Source organism: Pseudomonas sp. YY-1 (genome assembly GCF_002843095.1).
GTDB lineage: Bacteria > Pseudomonadota > Gammaproteobacteria > Pseudomonadales > Pseudomonadaceae > Aquipseudomonas > Aquipseudomonas sediminis_A.
Genome location: NZ_PJLX01000019.1, coordinates 15,981 through 37,145 on the forward strand (window position 1 = coordinate 15,981; position 21,165 = coordinate 37,145).

A 21,165-nucleotide genomic window follows, 5' to 3' on the forward strand; every position below is an offset into this window, starting at 1 on the left:
ACCCGTGGGGTGCGGAATCGGGGCGGTATGCTCGGTGCCCCCGAAGGTCTGGATTACGCCGAACGGTGCAGGTTGGCGAGCTCCGCGTCCTTCTCTTCCCATAGACGATTGACCCATTGCTGGAAGGCCCGGCGGTAGTCGTCATCCTGATCGTAGATACGGCCGATGAACTCGCGCGGAATATCGACCTGCCTGAAAGTCACCTGCACGGCATCCAGGCGCCCACAGAGCAAGTCCCAGAAGCCTGGGACGCCATGCGGATAGTGGATGGTGACGTTGACGATGGCGTGCAGCTGTTCACCCATGGCATCAAGCACGAAGGCGATGCCGCCAGCCTTGGGTTTGAGCAGGTGCTTGAAAGGCGACTGCTGCTGCGCATGCTTGGCCGGGGTCAGGCGGGTGCCCTCGAGGAAGTTGAACACCGCCACGGGGTTGGTCTTGTAACGCGCGCAGGCTTTGCGGGTGGTGGCCAGGTCCTGGCCGCGCTTCTCCGGATACTTGGCCAGGTATTCCTTGCTGAAGCGCTTCATGAAGGGAAACTCCAGCGCCCACCAGCATAGGCCGATCACCGGCACCCAGATCAGCTCCTGTTTGAGGAAGAACTTCAGCAGCGGCATATGTCGGTTGAGCAGGTACTGCAGCACCAGGATATCCGCCCAGCTCTGGTGGTTGCTGGTGACCAGGTAGGAGTGACGAGTATCGAAGCGCTCCAGGCCCTGGACATTCCATTCGATATGGCCAACCAGGCGCATCCAGAATTTATTGACGCCGATCCAGCTCTCGGCGATCCCGTGCATGACGAAGCGCAGTGCGCGTTGGATCGGCGCGAATGGCAGCAGCAGTTTGAGCAGAGCGACGAAGAACAGCGGCCAGCACCAGAACAGGGTGTTGAGAGCCAACAGCAGGCTCGCGATCAGGCCACGCAGCGGCGCGGGAAGAAAGTGCAGCATCGGGCAAACGCCTCCGTAAGCAGGCTGCACGCCCTGCGGGCAGCCTGAGAAAGGGGCTTTCGCTGCGCCCCGTATCAGTCGAAAGAGCTGCGGCGTTCCGTGCAGCGAGCTGGTTCGGCGCCAAGGGTAACGGTTGTGCACTGACCTGCAAGTGCTAGTGATGACCATCAGGTTTTGTTCGCTCGGTGCGCACCGGCTTTTTCGGCCGGTGCGCACGGCGCATCCTGTTGCCTCTCTAGCTTGGTAGATCCGCCGCCTGAATGGCCGTCAGCGCGATGGTGTAGACGATGTCGTCGACCAGCGCACCGCGCGACAGGTCGTTCACCGGCTTGCGCAGGCCCTGCAGCATCGGGCCGACGCTGATGCAGTCGGCGCTGCGCTGCACGGCCTTGTAGGTGGTATTGCCGGTGTTCAGGTCGGGGAACACGAACACCGTGGCGCGGCCGGCCACCGGGCTGTTCGGCGCTTTCTGCCGGCCGACGCTCTCGATGGCTGCCGCGTCGTACTGCAGCGGGCCGTCGAGCAGCAGGTCCGGGCGTTTCTCACGGGCCAGGCGGGTGGCGACGCGCACTTTCTCCACTTCTTCGCCGCTGCCGGAATCACCGGTGGAGTAGCTGAGCATGGCAACGCGCGGCGGGATGCCAAAAGCCTGCGCCGAGTTGGCGCTCTGCAGAGCGATCTCCGCCAGTTGCTCGGCGTTCGGGTCCGGGTTCACCGCGCAGTCGCCATAGACCAGCACCTGGTCCGGCAGCAGCATGAAGAACACCGAGGACACCAGGTTGTAGCCTGGTGCGGTCTTGATCAGCTGCAGGGCCGGGCGAATGGTGTTGGCGGTGGTGTGGATGGCGCCGGAGACCAGACCGTCGACCTCGTCCAGGGCCAGCATCATGGTGCCGAGTACCACGGTGTCTTCCAGCTGCGCTTCTGCCATTGGCGCATTGAGGCCCTTGCCCTTGCGCAGCTCGACCATCGGCTCGATGTAGCGACCGCGTATCAGGTCCGGGTCGAGAATTTCCAGGCCTTCCGGCAGCTCGATACCTTGCGCGCGGGCCACGGCGTGCACGTCTTCCGGCTTGGCCAGCAGTACGCAGCGGGCGATGCCGCGAGCCTGGCAGATGGCGGCGGCCTGCACGGTACGGGGTTCGCTGCCTTCGGGCAGGACGATGCGCTTGGCTGCAGCCTTGGCTCGTTGCACCAGCTGGTAGCGGAAGGCCGGGGGCGACAGGCGCAGCTCGCGCGGGGTGCCGCAGCGGGCGCTCAACCAGTCGTGGTCGATATGCCCTGCGATGAAGTTGGAGACCTTCTCCGCGCGCTCGCGGTCATCCAGAGGAATTTCCTTGTTCAGGCGGTTGAGATTGGTGGCGGTGTCGTAGGAACCGGTGCTCACCGTCATCACCGGCAGGCCGCTGGCCAGGGCGCCTTGGCACAGCTCCATGATGCGTGGGTCGGGGGCGAAATCACTGCACAGCAACAGGCCCGCCAGCGGTACGCCATTCATCGCAGCCAGGCTGGCGGAGAGGATGATGTCGTCGCGATCACCCGGCGTCACCACCAGGGTGCCGGGCTTGAGCAGTTGCACGCTGTTGGCGACAGCACGTGCGCAGAGCACGATCTTCAGCATGCGTCGCTGCTCATAGTCGCCAGCGTTGAGGATGCGTGCGCCGAGCAACTCGGCGATGTCCTTGGTGCGCGGCGCGTTCAGTTCGTCCTGCCAGGGAATACAGCCGAGCAGGCGGAAACTCTCGGTCTTGAGCAGGGGAGAAAGCTCCTGCAGACGTTCGGTGAAGGCTGCGATGCCGTTGTCGCTGCGCACCTTGTTGAGGATCACACCCAGCACCTTGGGGTCCTTGGGCCCGCCGAACTGCTGGGCCTGGATCTCGATGCGATCGGACAGCTCGGTGAGGTTCTCGTCTTCCGGGGCGCTGACCAGAATCACGTCGGCATCCAGGCTCTTGGCCAGGTGCAGGTTGACCCGAGCGGCGTAGCTGGCGTGGCGCGTTGGCACCATGCCTTCGACGATGACCACGTCCTTGTCGACTGCCGCCTGCTGGTAGAGGCTGATGATCTCTTCCAGTAGTTCGTCCAGCTGGCCGTCGCCGAGCATGCGTTCGACATGGCTGAGCGGCAGCGGCTTGGGCGAATTCAGGCCATGGGTGCGGGCGATCAGCTCACTGGAGCGCTCCGGGCCGAGGTCGCCAGCATGCGGTTGGGCGATGGGCTTGAAGAAGCCAACCTTGAGGCCGCTGCGCTCTAGCGCACCGACCAGGCCGAGGCTGATGGAGGTAAGGCCGACACCGAAACCGGTGGGGGCGATGAAGAAGGTATGCATGAAATAGCCTCAGTCGAGCAGGGCAAGAGTGTCGAGGGCGATCTGCCGCTCTTCGTTGGTCGGTACCACCAGCACGCGCGGATGACCATCCGCGTGAATGGCGCCGGCGACGCCGCGCACGCAGCGGGCGTTGGCCTGGGAGTCCAGCCGCAGCCCGAGCAGGCCGAGATGGTCCAGGGTCTTGCTGCGGATCAGCGCGGAGTTCTCGCCGATACCGCCGGTGAAGATCAGGCCGTCGAGACGGCGCAGCGCGCAGCTCATCGCCGCCAGTGATTTGGCCAGGCGGTAGCAGAACACCTCGATGGCCAGGGTCGCGCCGACGTGCCCCTGTTCGCGGGCCTGCTCCAGCGTGCGCATGTCGTTGGACAGGCCGGATAGACCGAGCAGGCCGCTGTCCTTGTTGAGCATGCTGTCGATCCGCTCCAGGCTCCAGCCCAGGGTACGTGCCAGGTGCCCGTGCAGGTTGGGGTCGACATCGCCGCTACGTGTGCCCATCACCAGGCCTTCCAGCGGCGTCAGGCCCATGCTGGTGTCGCGGCTGTGGCCATTCTCCACGGCGCAGGTGGAGCTGCCATTGCCCAGATGGGCCACCAGCCAACTGCTGGCGTCGAATGCCAGGCCGCTCATCTGCGCCGCCTTGCGGCTGACGTAACGGTGGCTGGTGCCGTGGAAGCCATAGCGGCGTACGCCATGCTCAGCGTAGAGCGCGTGCGGTACGGCATAGCGATAGGCGTGCTCGGGCAGGCTCTGGTGGAAGGCGGTGTCGAACACCGCCACCTGCACCAGGTTGGGAAACAGCTTCATCGCCGCTTCGATGCCTTGCAGGTTGGCCGGATTGTGCAGTGGAGCCAGCGGCGCGACCTGGCGGATGGCCTGCAGGCTGGCAGCGTCCAGGCGAGAGGCGCCGGAGAAGTGCTCGCCGCCGTGTACCACACGGTGGCCGATACCGTGCAGCTCACCGGCTGCGGCCTGCTGTACCACGGGTAGAAGATGAGACAGGGCCAGGCGGTGGTCGGCGCCCGGCAGAACCAGGCTGTCCTTTTGTTCGCCTTGTTGCCAGTGCAGCACCGCTTCGGGGCTGCCAAGACGCTCGGCCAGGCCGCTGAGCATGAAGGTTTCCTGCGCTTCGTTGACCAAGGCGAACTTGATCGACGAGCTGCCGCAGTTGATCACCAGAATGTTGCGTGCAGACATTTAAGCTTCCTTGGATTCATCGTGCGACCGATCCATGGCGCACCAGCCACAGGGGAAGAGGCTTCCCTGCCTGACTTGGCGCTGCTCGGGATCGAGTACCCAGGACCGATTCTGCCAGGGTGGTCGGTGGCGTACATGCTGAGTATGGCCACAGGATAAGACTGCCACCCAGTCACCGTGCTCGTCCTGACGAAAATCAACGATCCGTACGGCCCGTTTGTCCGGGCTCGGGTCGCAATCCAGGCTGGCGTTGGTTAAACTTGCCCGTTCATTTATCTTTCGCAAAAGGTCTCCCCATGCTGATCGCCGCCAACAAGGCCGTCTCCATCGACTATACCCTGACCAACGATGCCGGTGAGGTGATCGACAGCTCCACTGGCGGCGCGCCGCTGGTCTATCTGCATGGTGCCGGCAATATCATCGCCGGTCTCGAGAAGGCCCTGGTTGGCAAGCAGGTTGGCGATGAGCTGGACGTTTCCGTCGAGCCGGAAGAAGCCTACGGTGAATACAGCGCCGAGCTGGTCGCGACCCTGAGCCGCGCCATGTTCGAAGGCGTCGACACCCTGGAAGTGGGTATGCAGTTCCACGCTTCGGGCCCGGACGGCAGCATGCAGATCGTTACCATCCGCGATATCGACGGCGACGACGTGACTGTCGACGGCAACCACCCGCTGGCCGGCCAGCGCCTGAACTTCAAGGTCAAGGTCGTGGCCGTGCGTGACGCCAGCGAAGAAGAAGTGGCCCACGGTCACATCCATGGCGAAGGTGGTCACCACCACTAAGTTGCCTGTCAGGCGACTTGCGGTCGTTCCGAGTGGAGCAACCGCTGCTAAGCTCAAGCTTGCGATAAAGGCGCCTCAGGGCGCCTTTTTCATGCATGGCGGTCTGTGCGCTTGCAGCCGCTTCCAGGATTTACCGGGCCGTGCGCCCGTTGCACTGAATTCGCTGAGGAAGTTCGTCATGAGTGCTTTTCACGATCTCAATCTGCGTGCGTTGGACGGTCAGGAACTGCCGTTGGCGCCCTACAAGGGCCAAGTAGTGCTAGTGGTCAACGTCGCCTCCAAGTGCGGCCTGACCCCTCAATACGCCGGGCTGGAAAAACTCTATCAACAGTACAAGGGCAATGGTTTCACCGTGCTTGGTGTGCCGTGCAACCAGTTCGCCGGCCAGGAGCCTGGCAGCGAGGACGAGATCCGTTCGTTCTGCAGCCTCAACTACGGCGTGAGCTTTCCGCTGGGCAGCAAACTGGAGGTCAACGGCCCTGCTCGTCACCCGCTCTATCGCCTGCTGGCCGGTGAGGGAGCCGAGTTTCCCGGTGATATCACCTGGAACTTCGAGAAATTTCTGGTCGGCCAGGACGGTCGTGTGCTGGCGCGTTTCTCTCCGCGTACCACGCCGGACGATCCGGCCTTGATCCAGGCCATCGAAAAAGCCCTGGGCCTCTGAAGTAGCAACGCCTGCGCTCGCTATTCTGGGCGCAGGTGAGGCTAATCGGCCAAATTCCCGGCCATTTCCCCTTGCACCCTTGTTCTCATCGTCATCCGCTTGCTTAATCGGCCGACCTGCCGAGGAGTGCGCCCATGACCAGCTTTCCCAACGAGCAACCGCCTGCCATGGCCTCACCGGGTGAGTTGCGTGCACTGATCGAAAGTCGCCGTGCAGTGCGCCGTTTCACCCCTGAGCTGGTGCCGGACGCGGTGATCCGCGATTGCCTGGAACTGGCCGTGCTGGCGCCGAACTCCTGCAACCTGCAGCCCTGGAGTTTCCAGGTGATTCGCGACCCGTCGCTGCTGGCGCAGCTGCACCCGGTCTGCATGAGCCAGAACGCTGCGCGTGCGCCTTTGATTATTGCCGTGCTGGCGCGCCCGGACACCTGGCGTCAGGCCTGCCGCAACGTCATCGATTACTGGCCGGAGACCGAGGTGCCGGCGCGTATCCGCCGCTTCTACAGCAAGACCGCGCCGTTTCAGTACAACCAGGGGCCGCTGGGCCTACTCGGTATGTTCAAGCGCCAACTGGTGCGGCTGATGGGGTTGCGCAAGCCGCTGATGCGCAAGCCCAACAGCAAGGCTGATATGCGCCTGTGGGCGGTGAAGTCCACGGCGCTGGCGGCGGAGAACCTGATGCTCGCCTTCCAGAGTCACGGCTATGCCACTTGCCCGATGGAGGGCTTCGACGAGCCGCGTTTGCGTCGTGTGCTGGATATCCCGCGCCAGGCCATCCCCATCATGCTGCTGGCCGTTGGGCGTCAGGGCGAGAAGGGCATCTACAACCCGCGTCTGCGCTTTCCGCTGGAACAGCACGTCACCTGGCGCTGATCTGGATCAAGTCGCCACATCTTGAATACGGCGTAATCGTCCTTATCTAGTCTGCATCTCAGCGAGTTTCTTTTCTCGGGGAAGTTGTCCCGGCTCGCCATTCTGGAGGAAGGACATTTATGCGTATCGATCGTTTGACCAGCAAGCTGCAACTTGCACTCTCCGATGCCCAATCCCTGGCGGTGGGCATGGATCATGCCGCCATCGAGCCGCTGCACTTGATGCAGGCGCTGCTCGAGCAACAGGGCGGTTCGATCAAGCCGCTGCTGATGCAGGTCGGCTTCGACATCAACAGCCTGCGTCAGGGCCTGACCCGTGAACTGGACCAACTTGGCAAGCTGCAGAACCCCACGGGCGACATCAACCTGTCGCAGGACCTGGCCCGTCTGCTCAATCAGGCCGACCGTCTGGCACAGCAGAAGGGCGACCAGTTCATTTCCAGCGAGCTGGTGCTGCTCGCTGCCATGGACGAGAGCAGCAAACTAGGCAAGCTGCTGCTTGGCCAGGGTGTATCGAAGAAGGCCCTTGAAAATGCCATCGCCAACCTGCGCGGCGGCCAGGCCGTTAACGACCCCAATGTCGAGGAATCGCGGCAGGCGCTGGACAAGTACACCGTCGACCTGACCAAGCGCGCCGAAGAAGGCAAGCTCGACCCGGTGATCGGCCGTGACGACGAGATCCGCCGCACCATCCAGGTCCTGCAGCGCCGGACCAAGAACAACCCGGTACTGATCGGCGAACCCGGTGTGGGCAAGACCGCCATCGCCGAAGGCCTGGCCCAGCGCATCATCAATGGCGAAGTGCCGGATGGCCTGAAGGACAAGCGCCTGCTGTCGCTGGACATGGGCTCGCTGATCGCCGGCGCCAAGTTCCGCGGTGAGTTCGAGGAGCGCCTCAAGGCGGTGCTCAACGAACTGGGCAAGCAGGAAGGGCGCATCATCCTGTTCATCGACGAGCTGCATACCATGGTCGGCGCCGGCAAGGCCGAGGGCGCCATGGACGCCGGCAACATGCTCAAGCCGGCTCTGGCTCGTGGGGAGCTGCACTGTGTGGGCGCCACCACCCTGGATGAGTACCGCCAGTTCATCGAGAAGGACGCCGCGCTGGAACGCCGCTTCCAGAAGGTACTGGTGGATGAGCCGAGCGAGGAAGACACCATCGCCATTCTGCGTGGCCTGAAAGAGCGTTACGAGGTGCACCACGGTGTGACCATCACCGACGGCGCGATCATCGCCGCGGCCAAGCTCAGCCATCGCTACATCACCGACCGCCAGTTGCCGGACAAGGCCATCGACCTGATCGACGAGGCGGCCAGCCGCATCCGCATGGAGATCGATTCCAAGCCCGAGGAGCTCGATCGCCTGGATCGTCGTCTGATCCAGCTGAAAATCGAGCGCGAGGCGCTGAAGAAGGAAGACGACGACGCAGCGCTCAAACGCCTCGAAAAGCTCAAGGAAGACATCGCCCGGCTGGAGAAGGAATACGCCGACCTGGATGAAATCTGGAAGTCGGAGAAGGCCGAGGTGCAGGGTTCGGCGCAGATCCAGCAGAAGATCGAGCAGGCCAAGGCCGATCTCGAGGCAGCGCGGCGTAAGTCCGACCTGCAGCGTATGGCCGAACTGCAGTACGGCATCATTCCGGATCTGGAGCGCAGCCTGCAGATGGTCGACCAGCATGGCAAGGCTGAGAACCAGTTGTTGCGCAGCAAGGTCACCGACGAGGAGATCGCCGAGGTCGTGTCCAAGTGGACGGGCATTCCGGTGAGCAAGATGCTCGAAGGTGAGCGCGAAAAATTGCTGAAGATGGAAGGTTTGCTGCACCAGCGCGTTATCGGCCAGGATGAGGCGGTGGTAGCTGTCTCCAACGCAGTGCGCCGTTCGCGTGCCGGTCTGGCTGACCCGAACCGTCCGAGTGGTTCGTTCCTATTCCTCGGCCCGACCGGGGTGGGCAAGACCGAGCTGTGCAAGGCGCTGGCCGAGTTCCTCTTCGACACCGAAGAGGCGCTGGTGCGCATCGATATGTCCGAGTTCATGGAGAAGCACAGCGTTGCCCGCCTGATTGGTGCACCGCCCGGCTACGTAGGTTACGAAGAGGGCGGTTATCTGACCGAGGCCGTGCGCCGCAAACCCTATTCGGTGGTGCTGATGGACGAAGTCGAGAAGGCGCACCCGGATGTGTTCAACGTGCTGCTGCAGGTACTGGAAGACGGTCGCCTGACTGACAGCCATGGCCGCACCGTGGACTTCAAGAACACGGTGATCGTGATGACCTCCAACCTCGGCTCGGCGCAGATTCAGGAGCTGGTGGGCGACAAGGAAGCGCAGCGCGCGGCGGTGATGGATGCGGTGAGCAGCCACTTCCGTCCCGAGTTCATCAACCGCATCGACGAAGTGGTGGTGTTCGAGCCGCTGGGCCGTGAGCAGATCGCCGGCATTGCTGAAATCCAGTTGCAGCGTCTGCGTGGTCGTCTGGCCGAGCGTGAGCTGAGCCTGGAGCTGACGCCGGAGGCGCTCGACAAGCTGATCGCCGTCGGTTACGACCCGGTGTATGGCGCACGTCCGCTCAAGCGTGCGATCCAGCGTTGGATCGAGAACCCGCTGGCGCAGCAGATCCTGGCTGGCTCCTTCGCGCCCGGTGCGGTGGTGCATGCCAGGGTCGATGGCGAAGAAATCGTATTCGCCTGATCGCGCTCAATGTAAAAAGAAGGCCCGCCAAATCGGCGGGCCTTTGCTTTTGTAGCCCGGATGAAATCCGGGGAGTCGGCGTCAGGGTTTCCCGGATTGCATCCGGGCTACGGTGCAGCAGAACTATTGTGGGAGGGGCTTCAGCCGCGAACGTCGCCGCTGAAGCGCCTCCCACATCCGTAATAGCGGATTCAGCGTCTTAGCAGCAATTGCCCCAATGCTTCTTCTTCGAGGTATGGCCGATGCCAGGGTTGAAGGTGTTGGTCGGGTCGAGTTCGCGGTAGAAACCGGCCAGCGCCGGCTTGGCCACGTACAGGTGGCCAACGTTGTGCTCGGCCGGATACTCGGCTTGGCGAGCGTCCAGCAGCTTCCACATGCGGTGTTCCATAGCGATCGGGTCGATGCCCTTCTTGACGATATAGTCCTGGTGGAACACATGGCAGAAGAAGTGCCCGTAGTAGAGCTTGTGGATGATCTGCTCTTCCATCTCCTGCGGCAGCGTCTCGACCCATTCACGGTCGTTACGGCGCAGAGCGATGTCCAGGGCGAGGATGTCCTCGACACTGCTGCGATGCGACTCGCGGTATCGGATCGCGGCGCCGGCCACGGCAAAACGATGCAGGAAGGCTTTGCGCCCCTCATCGGCATCGCACTCGAAATAGGCACCGCTGTCACTGCCATTGAAATACTCGGTCAGGAAGCTGCGGGTCTGTTCCAGCGTGTCGTTGGATACGCGCACCAGCAGGTGATGCTCGAAACGGTCACGGTACTCACGCATACGTGGCGGCAGGTGGCTGGGCAGCAGGTTCATCAGGGCCTGGATCACCTTGTCGGTCACGCCACGCAGGCCGAAGCGCTCGAAGAAACCGTCCACGCGGCTCTTCATGGCGAAGGCGGCCGGCACCTTGGACGTGCCGAATTTGTCGATCACCAGGAAGGTGTCCTTGCCGTACTTCTCGCCGATGTCGAATGCCGTGCGATGGATGTATTCCCCGGCAATCGGCAGGCGCGGCAGCTTGGCCAGCAGGTGGCGGCGCACTTCGGTGAGGTCGTGCGGGTCGTTGCTGCCGATGTAGAACACCGTGCTCGGCTCTTTCGGGAAGGTGTCCAGGCGCACGGCGAACAGGCACAACTTGCCAGCCGAACCGGAGGCTTCGAACAGGCGCGACGGGTCGGCGTTGAAGCGCGCCGGGGTATCGGCATCAACGTCGCGCACATGCTCGCCGTAGCGCGCATCGGAGGCCTTGGCGGTGTCCTCGTTGCGTACCTGCTGCGGCGTGTAGTCGCCGTTCTGCAGGCGGGTGAGAATTTCCTCCGGGTCGTTGCCCAGCTCGATGCCCAGATGGTTGACCAGCTCCAGCGAGCCGTCATCCTTTACCTGAGCGTACAGCGCCAGTTCGGTATAAGCCGGGCCGCGACGCACCAGGGCGCCGCCGGAGTTGTTGCAGATACCGCCGAGTACCGATGCGCCGATACAGGACGAGCCGATCACCGAATGCGGTTCGCGATTCAGTGGTGCCAGGGCCTGTTCCAGGCGATCCAGGGTCGCGCCCGGCAGGCACACCACCTGCTGACCATCGTTGATCAGTTGTACGCCGGTGATGCGCAGGGTGCTGATCAGCACGATCTCGCGGTCGTAGTCGGCGCCATCCGGGGTCGAGCCTCCGGTCAGGCCGGTATTGGCTGCCTGCATGATGACGATGCGGTCGGCCGCCACTGCCGCCTGCAGGATGCGCCACTGCTCCAGCAGCGAAGCGGGGCGTACCACGGCCAGGACGTTGCCCTCGCCCGTGCGATGGCCCTTGCGGAAGCGCCGCGTGCTTTGTGCGTCGGTCAGCACATGACTGCTGCCGACGATCTGGCGCATCTGCGTCAGCAGGGCGTCGCGGGTGATGGAGGCCGCAGCGGTCATTGGTTCAGCGCTCCTTTACCAGCAGGTCCGAGGTGATTTCGGCGATGGACTTGGCGCCAGTCAGCACCATGGCTACGCGCATTTCCTTCTCGATCAGGTCGAGCAGGTTGCTCACGCCCGCACCACCGGCAGCGGCCAGGGCATAGAGGAAGGCACGACCGAGCAGCACGGTGTCGGCGCCCTGGGCGATCATCCGCACTACGTCGAGGCCGGTGCGGATACCGGAGTCGGCGAGGATTTTCAGGTCACCCTTGACCGCATCGGCGATGGCCGGCAAGGCGCGGGCGCTGGACAGCACGCCGTCGAGCTGACGACCGCCATGGTTGGAAACGATGATGCCGTCGGCGCCGAAAGTTACCGCATCGCGGGCGTCTTCCGGGTCGAGAATGCCCTTGATCACCATCGGGCCGTCCCAGAAGTCGCGGATCCATTCCAGGTCCTTCCAGGAGATCGACGGATCGAAGTTGGCGCCCAGCCAGCCGATGTAGTCGGCCAGGCCAGTCGGGTTGCCGCGGTAAGCGGAGATATTGCCCAGGTCATGCGGTTTGCCCATCAGACCGACATCCCAGGCCCACTGCGGGTGAGTCATCGCTTGCAGCATGCGGCGCAGTGCGGCGTTCGGGCCGCTCATGCCGGAGTGGGCGTCACGGTAGCGGGCACCGGGCACGGGCATGTCGACGGTGAATACCAGCGTCGAGCAGCCGGCGGCCTTGGCGCGCTCCAGGGCGTTCTTCATGAAGCCGCGATCTTTCAGCACGTAGAGCTGGAACCACATCGGTCGGTCGATGGCCGGTGCCACTTCCTCGATCGGGCACACCGACACGGTGGACAGGGTGAAGGGAATACCCTTGGCCGCTGCTGCCTTGGCCGCCTGAACTTCGCCACGGCGAGCGAACATGCCGGTCAGGCCAACCGGTGCCAGGCCGACCGGCATCGACATCTTCTCGCCGAACAGCTCGGTGGACAGGTCCAGTTCGGACATGTTCTTCAGCACGCGCTGGCGCAGTTCGATGTCCGACAGATCAGCGACATTGCGGCGCAGCGTGTGTTCGGCGTAAGCGCCGCCATCGGCGTAGTGGAACAGGAAGGGCGGCAGCTTGCGTTGAGCGGCAGCGCGGTAGTCGGTCGAGGCAGAAATGATCATGGGCTCATCCTGTTGCTTAAAAAGGGGAAGCGTAGCCTGATGGCAAATGCCCCGACGATGTCGGGGCGTTCGTTCACTACCAATCGATCAGTGAGTCATCAGCGGATCGCTGACGCCCAGCACGTAGATCGCGACCATCGCGATGATGCCGGTAAACAGCAGGTAGTAAAGCGTCGGCCAGATGGTCTTGCGCAGGGTACTGCCTTCGCGGCCGAGCAGGCCAACGGTAGCCGAGGCTGCAACCACGTTATGGATCGCCACCATGTTGCCGGCGGCGGCACCCACGGCCTGGACCGCGACGATCAGAGCGCTGGAAATACCCAGGCTGCTGGCCACGCCGAATTGGAACTGGCTGAACATCATGTTGCTGACGGTGTTGGAGCCAGCGATGAAGGCGCCCAGGGCACCGATGCTCGGGGCCAGTAGCGGATAGATGCCGCCAACGCTGTCGGCCACCCAGCGCGCCATGAGGATCGGCATGCTGGCCAGTTCTGCACCATTCACGCCGGAGTTGATCAGGATACGCACCATCGGCACTGTGAACAGCAGCACGAAACCGGCGCTAAGCAATACGCTGGATGACTCTTTCACCGCCTTGCCCAGGTCACGCGCCTTCATGCCATGCAGGAAGAACGTGGCCAGAACCACGGCGACCAGAATGCCGCCCGGCAGGTACAGGGGTTGGAAGTTGGCGCTGACGCCGGCTTCGCCGAGCAGGTCCGGGAAGTTCACCACCACGGCCTTCAGCGCGTTGCCTACTTCCGGGAACACACGGCTGATCACCAGCAGTGCGCCGACCAGCACATAGGGCAGCCAGGCGCGCAGTGCGCTCATCGGTTTGGCGGTCAGTTCGTCCAGCTTCATCTCGACGGTGCCCAGCCATTCGCTCGGCCACTTGTCCGCCGGGGCGAAGTCCCAGGTCTTTTTCGGCACCAGGAAGCCGAAGCGGGCGGCGCTGGTGACGATGGCCAGGCCGATCAGGCCGCCCAGCAGCGATGGGAATTCCGGGCCGAGGAAGACGCCGGTGAAAACGTACGGCACGACGAAGGCCAGCCCGGCGAAGATCGCGAACGGCAGCACTTCCAGACCGGCTTTCCAGCTTTTCTCCTGACCGAAGAAACGGGTCAGCATCATTGCCATGATGACCGGCATGACCACGCCGACGGTGGCATGGATGATGGCCACTTCACTGGTGATCAATTGCAGGAACTGCGCCCAGGACGAACCCTGCTCGACCAGCTGCGCACCGATGGTGACCGTGTCCAGGCCGGTATTGAGGCCGACGATGATCGGCGTACCGACGGCGCCGAAGGAGACCGGCGTGCTTTGTACCAGCATGCCCATCAACACGGCGGCCATGGCCGGAAAACCGATGGCCACCAGCAGCGGGGCAGCGATGGCGGCCGGCGTACCGAAGCCCGAGGCACCCTCGATGAAGCAGCCGAACAACCAGGCGATGATGATGGCCTGGATGCGGCGGTCAGGACTGATGGTGGTGAAGCCGGCACGGATGGCGGTGATGCCGCCAGAGTGCTTGAGGGTGTTCAGTAGCAGGATGGCGCCGAAAATGATCCACAGCAGGCCGAGAGTGATCAACAAGCCTTGCAGGGTGGAGGCCAGGACACGATTGAGGGTCATGTCCCAGGCGAACAGACCGACGGCGGCAGTCACCAGGTAGACCAGAGGCATGGCGTGTTTGGCCGGCCAGCGCAGGCCGATCAGCAGAACGGCAGCAAGCAGAATCGGCGAGAACGCCAGCAGGGCGAGAATTCCGTTGGACATTGGGTCTTACTCCACACGAGCGCGCAGCGGGCGCGGCAGGGATGAGGCGTGATCGAACAGGCTTGCAGCGCGTAGGGCTGTCATGGCGTGACCTCGATGGTTTGTTGTTCTTGTTGGTTAAATTGGTAATACCAATTTACAATGAAGCGAGGTCAGGTTAAAAGTTGCTCAATTGACTGTCAAATCGAGTGGCTAAGACTTTGGTCGTAGAGTGCCTGCTTGTTCAGCGAAAGGGCGCGCTATAGGCTTGCCTCCTGAGGCCTTCGGCCTGGTCAAACCAATGGAGATGTCGGTGATGGAAGTAGGTCAGGTGCGGCAGCGTCGTCTCTCCGATGACATCGTCGCGCAACTGGAAACCATGATTCTCGAAGGCACCTTGCGTGCCGGTGAGAGGCTGCCCGCAGAGCGTGCGCTGGCCGAGCAGTTCGGCGTGTCTCGTCCGTCCTTGCGTGAAGCGATCCAGAAGTTGGTAGCCAAGGGGCTGCTGATCAGTCGCCAGGGTGGCGGTAACTATGTAGCTGAATCGCTCGGCTCGACTTTCAGCGACCCGCTACTGCAACTGCTGGAGCACAAGGAAGATGCCCAGCGTGACCTGCTGGAATTCCGCCATACGCTGGAAGGTTCCTGCGCCTACTACGCGGCCAGGCGCGCCACCGATATCGACCGGCAGCGCCTCACCGAAGCGTTCGAAGCCTTGCAGGATTGCTACGCGCGAGTCGGCAAGGTGACTCGTGCCGAGGAGGGGGCGGCCGATGCGCGCTTTCACCTGGCGATTGCCGAGGCCAGTCATAACGCGGTGCTGCTGCACACCATCCGTGGTCTGTTCGACTTGCTCAAGCGCAACGTGGTGACCAACATCGGCGGCATGTATGCCCAGCGTGAGGAGACCCGCGACATGCTGATCGGGCAGCACCGCGCGTTGTATCAGGCGATCATCGAAGGTCGCGCGGAGGATGCTCGCGAGCTTTCCAACCAGCACATCGACTATGTGCAGGAAGTGCTCTCGGAAGTGCAGCTGGAAGCCCAGCGTGTGGCGCGTGCGCAGCGCCGGCTAGGCCTGTAAGAAACAACGAGCCCAGGCGATCAATCATCACCCGGGCTACGAAGTGGGGAGGATGTTCAGTCTTCCTTGCCCTTGCTGCGCATCGCGCGCTGAACTTCGCGGTCGGCGTCACGTTCCTTCTCGGTGTGGCGCTTGTCGAAGTCTTTCTTGCCCTTGGCCAAGGCAATTTCGCATTTGACCAGATGCTGCTTCCAGTACAGCGACAGTGCCACGGCGGTGTAGCCCTTCTGCTGTACTGAGCCGAACAGCTTTTCCAGCTCGCGCTTGTTCAGCAGCAGCTTGCGCGTGCGGGTCGGGTCGGCGATGACGTGAGTGCTGGCGGTTTTCAAGGGCGTGATGTGACAGCCCATCAACCAGGCTTCATCGTCCTTGAGCAGCACGTAGCTGTCGACCAGCTGTGCCTTGCCGGCACGCAGGCTCTTCACTTCCCAGCCGGACAGCACCAGGCCGGCCTCGAACTTGTGTTCGATGAAATAGTCATGCAGCGCCTTTTTGTTAAGCGCGATGGTGCCTTGAGGATGTTTCTTTTGCTTAGCCATAGGGCGCGCATTATAGGGAGTCGTCCGCGCCTGCGCCATGGGGCGTTACCGAGCCAAACTTGAGCCCATGCCGCTAATCTCCGACAATGTGCGATCTTTTTTCCCGCAGTATGGGGTCTTGGCCGTAATGGCGAGCGACAAAGTTTCGATTCACGGTGCCTGGGCCAGTCGCTGGGTATTCATCCTGGCGGCGACCGGCTCGGCAGTCGGTCTCGGCAATATCTGGAAATTCCCCTATATGACTGGGGTCTATGGCGGCGGTGCGTTCGTCGTCATGTACCTGTTCTGCATTGCCCTGGTGGGTGTGCCGATCATGCTGGCAGAAACCATGATCGGTCGCCGCGGCCGGCAGAGCCCGGTCAATGCGATGAAGAGCCTGGCGATCGAAGCTGGAGCCTCGAAGCACTGGTCGCTGGCTGCGCTAATGGGGATGGTCGCCGCGCTACTGATTCTGTCCTTCTACAGTGTGGTGGCGGGTTGGTCGCTGGATTACATCATCGGTATGGGGCGTGGCGACTTCACCGGTATCAGCGCCGATGGCGCAGGTGCGGCGTTCGGCGGCCTGACTTCCGACCCGTGGCGCCTGACCTTGTGGCACAGCCTGTTCATGCTGATCACCGCGTTCGTCATCGCCAAGGGCGTGGTGGCAGGCCTGGAGCGCAGCTTGCGTATCATGATGCCGCTGCTGTTCGTGCTGCTGCTGGTGCTGCTGGGTTACAGCTTCACCACCGGACATTTCCGCGAAGGTTTCGATTTCCTCTTTCATTTCGATCCGAGCAAGGTGCAGGACGGCATCCTCGCTGCCATGGGCCATGCGTTCTTTACCCTGAGCGTGGGTGTCGGCTCGATCATGGTCTACGGCGCCTACATGCCGAAGAAGGCTTCGATCGGCGCCACGGTACTGACCGTTGGTGTGCTCGATACCCTGGTGGCGTTGACGGCGGGGCTGGCGCTGTTCCCCATCGTCTTTGCCGCTGGCCTGGAGCCGGGTGGTGGCCCGGGGCTGATGTTCGTCACGCTGCCGATTGCCTTCGGCAATATCGCCTTCGGTCAGGTGATGGGGTTGATCTTCTTCGTACTGGTGGCCGTTGCCGCATGGAGCTCCTCAATCTCCATGCTGGAGCCGGCGGTGGCCTACTTCGTCGAGAAAACCGGGCGCAGCCGCGCGCAGGTAACCGCCGCACTGGCGCTGCTGTGCTGGCTGGTGGGGATGGGTACGGTGCTGTCGTTCAACCTCTGGGCTGAGGCCAAGTTCTTCGTTTTCGCCGAGGATGGTTTCCATCTGCTGCAGTGGGGCGCCGAAGGCGGCAAGACGTTCTTCGACAGCATCGATTACCTCACCAGCCGTATTCTGCTGCCGCTGGGCGGTCTGGCTTTCGCCATGTTCGCTGGCTGGGTGTTGAGCCGTGACGCTGTGCGTGACGAGCTGTCCATCAGAAGCCCGCTGCTGTTCAATCTGGCACTCTGGCTGATTCGCGTCGTGGCGCCAATCGGCGTGCTGATCGTCTTTATCGCGGAGCTGAGCAAGTAAATGACTACTCGAATTCAGCGCTCGGCCTTGCTGCCTTACCCGGCGCAGGCGCTGTTTGATCTCGTCAACGATGTTGCCGGTTACCCGCAGTTTCTGCCCTGGTGCCGCGCCAGTGAGGTATTGGAGGTCAGCGAGACGCACATGCTGGCCAGCCTCGAAGTGGCCAAAGGCAGCATCGGTCAGCGCTTCGTCACGCGCAATGTGCTGCAGCCTGGACAGCGCATCGAGATGAATCTGCAGGAAGGACCTTTCACCAGTCTCCATGGTGTCTGGGAGTTCAAGGCGCTGGGTGACAAGGCCTGCAAGATCAGCCTGGACCTGACCTTCGACTACGCCGGGCCGCTGGTGCGCGCCACGCTGGGGCCGCTGTTCAATCAGGCGGCCAATACCATGGTCGATGCCTTCTGCCAGCGAGCCAAGCAGTTGTATGGATAAGCCCAGTATTGCCATTGAGGTGGTCTACGCTCTTGCCGAGCGGCAGAAGCTGCTGCGCTTGTCCGTACCGGCCGGCACCACGGTGCGTGAGGCCGCACTGCGTTCTGGTATGCAGCAGTTCTTTCCGGAACTGGATCTGAGCCAGGCGCCGCTGGGCATTTTTGGCAAGGCGGTAGGCAAACCGGAAGAGCGAGTGCTGGAGGAAGGTGAGCGCGTCGAGATCTATCGGCCGCTGATCGCCGACCCGAAGGAAGTACGCAAGCAGCGTGCGGCCAAAGCCAAGGCCAGGGAAGAGGGCGAAGAACCGGCGTGATGATGGCGAATCGGTAGGCTAGCCAGGCGCCAGATGCTAAAAAGCCCGGATTCGGTCCGGGCTTTTTAGTGTCCGCGTATTACTGCGGATTGGTGTCAAGCGGCTCAGGTGTCGGTACCGGGACGGTTTCGACCTGATCCACCTCGCGCTGGATCTGCTCCAGCAACGAGCCGGGCGCTGGCGGCGTTTCATCCTGTGGTTTGGCTTGCGGCTGGGCACTGCTGGTGTCGCCGCCTTCGCCCATGATCGCCTGGTCACGGCTTACGCCGGGCATGAAGTCGCCGGCCAGGCCAACCAGTTGGTCGCTGCCGTCGAATACCAGGCTAACGCGTTCCTGCAGGCGCTGACGGCCGCCAGGCTGGATGCTGTACAGATAATCCCAGCGATCGGCATGGAAGGTGTCGGTGATCAGCGGGTTACCCATGATAAACCGCACTTGGCGTCGGGTCATTCCCGGGCGCAGCTGGTCTATCATGTCCTGTGTCACGACATTGCCCTGTTGAATGTCGATCTTGTAAACCCCGGGGAATGAACAACCGGCGAGTGCGAAGAGCCCGGTCAGCGACAGGCTGGTCAGCAAGAGCTTGGTTTTTTGCATCGGAGGGTGACTTCCACTATCTTGGGCAACTTGAACCCCGGATCATACCCGTATTGAAGGGTGCTGCGAAGCAGCATCCATGAGAAAGCAGACCATGGTTGAAAATAACGAACTGCGCAAAGCTGGACTGAAGGTGACTCTGCCACGAGTCAAAATCCTGCAAATGCTGGATAACGCCGAGCACCGCCACATGAGCGCGGAGGATGTCTACAAGGCGCTGATGGAGGCCGGTGAAGACGTTGGCCTGGCCACCGTATACCGCGTCCTGACTCAGTTCGAGGCCGCTGGCCTGGTGGTGCGTCACAACTTCGATGGCGGCCATGCCGTATTCGAACTGGCTGACAGCGGCCATCACGACCATATGGTCTGCGTCGACTCCGGCGAAGTGATCGAATTTTTCGACGCCGAGATCGAGAAGCGCCAGAAGGAGATCGTCAAGGAGCACGGTTTCGAGCTGGTTGACCACAACCTGGTGCTGTACGTGCGCAAGAAGAGCTGATTCTTCTTCGGCAATCAAAAAGGCGACCCTCGGGTCGCCTTTTTGCTTTGCCATGGTCCGGTTGTAATCCGAGGGTTTCCGGATTGCATCCGCGCTAGGTTGCCTCACGCAGCCTGGGCGCTGGTGACCATCTTGCGCGCATGAGCCAGGGATTCCTCGGTCAGGTCGACGCCACCGAGCATGCGGGCGATCTCTTCGACGCGGCCGCTCTCGTCCAGCTTGCTCACTGCGGTAGAGGTGGCGTCTTCGCCGCGGCGTTTGTGCACGAACAGGTGCTGGTGGCCCTGTGCTGCGACTTGCGGCAAGTGGGTGACGCACAGCACTTGCCCGCGTTCGCCGAGGCGGCGTAACAGCTGGCCGACCACTTCTGCGGTTGGGCCGCCGATACCGACGTCCACTTCGTCGAATACCAGGGTCGGTACGCGCGAGGTCTGTGCGGTGATCACCTGAATCGCCAGGCTGATGCGTGACAGTTCACCGCCAGATGCCACCTTGGCCAGGCCGCGTAGCGGCTGACCAGGGTTGGCGCTGACCAGAAATTCCACTGTCTCCAGGCCGCTTGCGTGTGGTTCTTCGCTGCTCATGGCTTGGAGTTGAATATTGAAGCGACCGCCGGGCATGCCCAGTGCCTGCATTTCCTGCTCTACTGCTGCGGCCAGGCGCTCGGCAGCATTGCTGCGCAGAGTGCTGAGCTCGGCTGCTTTCTCCTGGTAGTGGCGCTCATAAGCCACCAGCTCCTCGGCCAGGCGTTCGCTGGCCTGATCGTCGGCATTCAGGCCTTCGATCTCATCGAACAATTGCTGCTGCAGGGCGGCCAGTTCGGCTGGTTGAATACGGTGCTTGCGGGCCAGGGTGTAGATGGTGTCCAGGCGTTCTTCGAGAAACTGCTGACGCTCTGGGTCGGCGTCGAAGTGATCGAGGAAGCGGTTCAGCTCGCCGACTGCTTCCTCTACCTGGATCTGCGCGCTGGCCAGCAAGTTGCGGGCTTCGCTCAAGGTGCCACCCTGACCACCAAAGGCGCCCAGGCGGTTGAGGCTGGCGGTCAGCGCCGACAGCACGTTGCCGGCATCGCTTTCGCTACACAAATCGAGCACTTGGCGACAGGCCGCGAGCAGCGCTTCAGCATTGCTCAGCGCCTTGTGCTCCTGTTCCAGCTGTTCCAGCTCGTTGTCGCCCAGCGCCAGATTTTCCAGTTCTTCCAGTTGATAACTGAGCAACTGGTGGCGGGCGCGCTGCTCGTCGCTCTGGCTGGAGATGCGCTCAAGTTCGTTGCGTGTCTGCTTCCAACGTTGCGCTGCGAGTTGCACCTGGCGTGCGAGGTCCTGGCTGCCGGCGTATTCGTCGAGCAGGCGGCGATGGGTGTCGGTCTTGAGCAGCGACTGATGTTCGTGCTGGCTGTGGATATCGATGATCAGGTCGCCAAGAGCCTTGAGGTCGGCCTGCGGACAGGGGCTGCCATTGATATAGCCGCGCGAGCGGCCCTCGGCGGTAATCACCCGGCGCAGGATGCACGGGCCGTCGTTGTCAAGGTCGCGCTCGGCAAGCCAGGTGCGGGCTTCGGGAATGTCCGCCAGGTCAAAGCTGGCGAGAATGTCCGCCTTGTCACTGCCTGGGCGTACCACGCCGCTGTCGGCGCGATCGCCCAGGCACAGGCCGAGGGCGTCGAGCATGATCGACTTGCCGGCACCGGTCTCGCCGCTGATGGCGCTCATGCCGGCATCCAGCTCGAGATCCAGGTGGTCGACGATGGCGTAGTTGTGAATGGACAGGTGCACCAGCATGGCGAACGCTCCCGAATTGATGTCTGGTTATTTATACAGTGTTTTTTCTTTTCCTGGCAATCCTCGTCTATCGCCCCTTGAAAGCTGTGGAAT

Annotated in this window: 19 protein-coding genes; 9 read left to right on the top strand and 10 right to left on the bottom strand. The window is 62.5% G+C overall.

All coding sequences use genetic code 11. From position 1 onward, the window contains the following. Positions 1–53: 53 nt before the first annotated feature. The 4 genes from CXP40_RS21390 to CXP40_RS24315 all read right to left on the bottom strand — a co-directional run bounded on the left by CXP40_RS21390 (position 54) and on the right by CXP40_RS24315 (position 4,641). On the bottom strand, positions 54–950 hold the full coding sequence (locus CXP40_RS21390) for an acyltransferase (RefSeq protein ID WP_106735364.1): 897 nt from the start codon (positions 948–950) through the stop codon (positions 54–56). A 235-nt stretch (positions 951–1,185) separates the two neighbouring features. After that, positions 1,186–3,279, bottom strand: coding sequence for a phosphate acetyltransferase (gene pta, locus CXP40_RS21395; RefSeq protein ID WP_106735365.1), 2,094 nt, complete (start codon positions 3,277–3,279; stop codon positions 1,186–1,188). Between the two features lie 9 nt (positions 3,280–3,288). Then, positions 3,289–4,473, bottom strand: a complete 1,185-nt coding sequence (locus tag CXP40_RS21400) for an acetate kinase (protein WP_106735366.1) — start codon at positions 4,471–4,473, stop codon at positions 3,289–3,291. Beyond that, positions 4,474–4,641: a DUF3565 domain-containing protein gene (locus tag CXP40_RS24315; protein WP_371916978.1), complete on the bottom strand. Its 168-nt coding sequence runs from the start codon at positions 4,639–4,641 to the stop codon at positions 4,474–4,476. A gap of 128 nt (positions 4,642–4,769) precedes the next feature. Here CXP40_RS24315 and CXP40_RS21410 point away from each other — a divergent pair, with 128 nt between their 5' ends. The 4 genes from CXP40_RS21410 (at position 4,770) to clpB (ending at position 9,475) form a co-directional block, all read left to right on the top strand. Further along, complete coding sequence (locus CXP40_RS21410; RefSeq protein WP_099526124.1) at positions 4,770–5,255, top strand: peptidylprolyl isomerase; 486 nt, start codon at positions 4,770–4,772, stop codon at positions 5,253–5,255. Positions 5,256–5,433: 178 nt separating this feature from the next. Next, the gene (locus CXP40_RS21415) at positions 5,434–5,919 is read left to right on the top strand and encodes a glutathione peroxidase (RefSeq protein ID WP_106735368.1); all 486 of its coding nucleotides are present in this window, start codon (positions 5,434–5,436) and stop codon (positions 5,917–5,919) included. Between the two features lie 134 nt (positions 5,920–6,053). Continuing rightward, positions 6,054–6,791: a nitroreductase family protein gene (locus tag CXP40_RS21420; protein ID WP_106735369.1), complete on the top strand. Its 738-nt coding sequence runs from the start codon at positions 6,054–6,056 to the stop codon at positions 6,789–6,791. A gap of 119 nt (positions 6,792–6,910) precedes the next feature. Beyond that, positions 6,911–9,475 carry an ATP-dependent chaperone ClpB gene (gene clpB, locus CXP40_RS21425; RefSeq protein WP_106735370.1) on the top strand — a complete coding sequence of 855 codons (2,565 nt, stop codon included), beginning with the start codon at positions 6,911–6,913 and terminating at the stop codon, positions 9,473–9,475. A 199-nt stretch (positions 9,476–9,674) separates the two neighbouring features. Here clpB and dld read toward each other — a convergent pair whose 3' ends face one another. The 3 genes from dld to CXP40_RS21440 form a co-directional block, all read right to left on the bottom strand. After that, a complete protein-coding gene (gene dld / locus CXP40_RS21430; protein WP_106735371.1) occupies positions 9,675–11,387 on the bottom strand; it encodes a D-lactate dehydrogenase in 1,713 nt (570 codons plus the stop codon). 4 nt (positions 11,388–11,391) lie between these two features. After that, positions 11,392–12,531, bottom strand: coding sequence for an FMN-dependent L-lactate dehydrogenase LldD (gene lldD / locus CXP40_RS21435; protein WP_099526119.1), 1,140 nt, complete (start codon positions 12,529–12,531; stop codon positions 11,392–11,394). 87 nt (positions 12,532–12,618) lie between these two features. Further along, entirely contained in the window at positions 12,619–14,313 is a 1,695-nt protein-coding gene (locus CXP40_RS21440) for an L-lactate permease (RefSeq protein WP_106735372.1), read from the bottom strand. Between the two features lie 295 nt (positions 14,314–14,608). Between CXP40_RS21440 and CXP40_RS21445 the strand changes: the two genes are divergently transcribed. Beyond that, positions 14,609–15,376 carry an FCD domain-containing protein gene (locus CXP40_RS21445; RefSeq protein WP_106735373.1) on the top strand — a complete coding sequence of 256 codons (768 nt, stop codon included), beginning with the start codon at positions 14,609–14,611 and terminating at the stop codon, positions 15,374–15,376. Positions 15,377–15,432: 56 nt separating this feature from the next. Here the strand turns inward: CXP40_RS21445 and smpB are convergent, their stop codons facing one another. Beyond that, a complete protein-coding gene (gene smpB / locus CXP40_RS21450; protein ID WP_055987029.1) occupies positions 15,433–15,915 on the bottom strand; it encodes an SsrA-binding protein SmpB in 483 nt (160 codons plus the stop codon). A gap of 127 nt (positions 15,916–16,042) precedes the next feature. On the opposite strand from smpB, the gene CXP40_RS21455 reads away from it, so the two are divergent. From CXP40_RS21455 to CXP40_RS21465, 3 genes are read left to right on the top strand one after another with little or no spacing between them, the layout of a single operon-like run. Beyond that, entirely contained in the window at positions 16,043–17,446 is a 1,404-nt protein-coding gene (locus CXP40_RS21455) for a sodium-dependent transporter (protein WP_099526115.1), read from the top strand. Next, positions 17,447–17,881, top strand: a complete 435-nt coding sequence (locus CXP40_RS21460; RefSeq protein ID WP_106735374.1) for a type II toxin-antitoxin system RatA family toxin — start codon at positions 17,447–17,449, stop codon at positions 17,879–17,881. Beyond that, the gene (locus CXP40_RS21465; RefSeq protein ID WP_106735375.1) at positions 17,874–18,194 is read left to right on the top strand and encodes an RnfH family protein; all 321 of its coding nucleotides are present in this window, start codon (positions 17,874–17,876) and stop codon (positions 18,192–18,194) included. Before CXP40_RS21460 ends, CXP40_RS21465 begins: the two co-directional genes overlap by 8 nt. Before the next feature lie 79 nt (positions 18,195–18,273). Here the strand turns inward: CXP40_RS21465 and CXP40_RS21470 are convergent, their stop codons facing one another. Then, positions 18,274–18,792 (bottom strand): outer membrane protein assembly factor BamE, encoded by a 519-nt coding sequence (locus tag CXP40_RS21470; RefSeq protein ID WP_099526113.1) that lies wholly within the window; start codon positions 18,790–18,792, stop codon positions 18,274–18,276. A 94-nt stretch (positions 18,793–18,886) separates the two neighbouring features. On the opposite strand from CXP40_RS21470, the gene fur reads away from it, so the two are divergent. After that, positions 18,887–19,291 (top strand): ferric iron uptake transcriptional regulator, encoded by a 405-nt coding sequence (gene fur, locus CXP40_RS21475; RefSeq protein ID WP_003240531.1) that lies wholly within the window; start codon positions 18,887–18,889, stop codon positions 19,289–19,291. A gap of 104 nt (positions 19,292–19,395) precedes the next feature. Here fur and recN read toward each other — a convergent pair whose 3' ends face one another. Next, entirely contained in the window at positions 19,396–21,072 is a 1,677-nt protein-coding gene (gene recN, locus CXP40_RS21480) for a DNA repair protein RecN (protein ID WP_106735376.1), read from the bottom strand. Between the last annotated feature and the right edge of the window lie 93 nt (positions 21,073–21,165).

Coding starts and splice junctions, on each gene's coding strand:
- CXP40_RS21390 (WP_106735364.1), bottom strand. CDS start 950: ATGCTGCACTTTCTTCCCGCGCCGCTGCGTGGCCTGATCGCGAGCCTG.
- pta (WP_106735365.1), bottom strand. CDS start 3,279: ATGCATACCTTCTTCATCGCCCCCACCGGTTTCGGTGTCGGCCTTACC.
- CXP40_RS21400 (WP_106735366.1), bottom strand. CDS start 4,473: ATGTCTGCACGCAACATTCTGGTGATCAACTGCGGCAGCTCGTCGATC.
- CXP40_RS21410 (WP_099526124.1), top strand. CDS start 4,770: ATGCTGATCGCCGCCAACAAGGCCGTCTCCATCGACTATACCCTGACC.
- CXP40_RS21415 (WP_106735368.1), top strand. CDS start 5,434: ATGAGTGCTTTTCACGATCTCAATCTGCGTGCGTTGGACGGTCAGGAA.
- CXP40_RS21420 (WP_106735369.1), top strand. CDS start 6,054: ATGACCAGCTTTCCCAACGAGCAACCGCCTGCCATGGCCTCACCGGGT.
- clpB (WP_106735370.1), top strand. CDS start 6,911: ATGCGTATCGATCGTTTGACCAGCAAGCTGCAACTTGCACTCTCCGAT.
- dld (WP_106735371.1), bottom strand. CDS start 11,387: ATGACCGCTGCGGCCTCCATCACCCGCGACGCCCTGCTGACGCAGATG.
- lldD (WP_099526119.1), bottom strand. CDS start 12,531: ATGATCATTTCTGCCTCGACCGACTACCGCGCTGCCGCTCAACGCAAG.
- CXP40_RS21440 (WP_106735372.1), bottom strand. CDS start 14,313: ATGTCCAACGGAATTCTCGCCCTGCTGGCGTTCTCGCCGATTCTGCTT.
- CXP40_RS21445 (WP_106735373.1), top strand. CDS start 14,609: ATGGAAGTAGGTCAGGTGCGGCAGCGTCGTCTCTCCGATGACATCGTC.
- smpB (WP_055987029.1), bottom strand. CDS start 15,915: ATGGCTAAGCAAAAGAAACATCCTCAAGGCACCATCGCGCTTAACAAA.
- CXP40_RS21455 (WP_099526115.1), top strand. CDS start 16,043: ATGGCGAGCGACAAAGTTTCGATTCACGGTGCCTGGGCCAGTCGCTGG.
- CXP40_RS21460 (WP_106735374.1), top strand. CDS start 17,447: ATGACTACTCGAATTCAGCGCTCGGCCTTGCTGCCTTACCCGGCGCAG.
- CXP40_RS21465 (WP_106735375.1), top strand. CDS start 17,874: ATGGATAAGCCCAGTATTGCCATTGAGGTGGTCTACGCTCTTGCCGAG.
- CXP40_RS21470 (WP_099526113.1), bottom strand. CDS start 18,792: ATGCAAAAAACCAAGCTCTTGCTGACCAGCCTGTCGCTGACCGGGCTC.
- fur (WP_003240531.1), top strand. CDS start 18,887: ATGGTTGAAAATAACGAACTGCGCAAAGCTGGACTGAAGGTGACTCTG.
- recN (WP_106735376.1), bottom strand. CDS start 21,072: ATGCTGGTGCACCTGTCCATTCACAACTACGCCATCGTCGACCACCTG.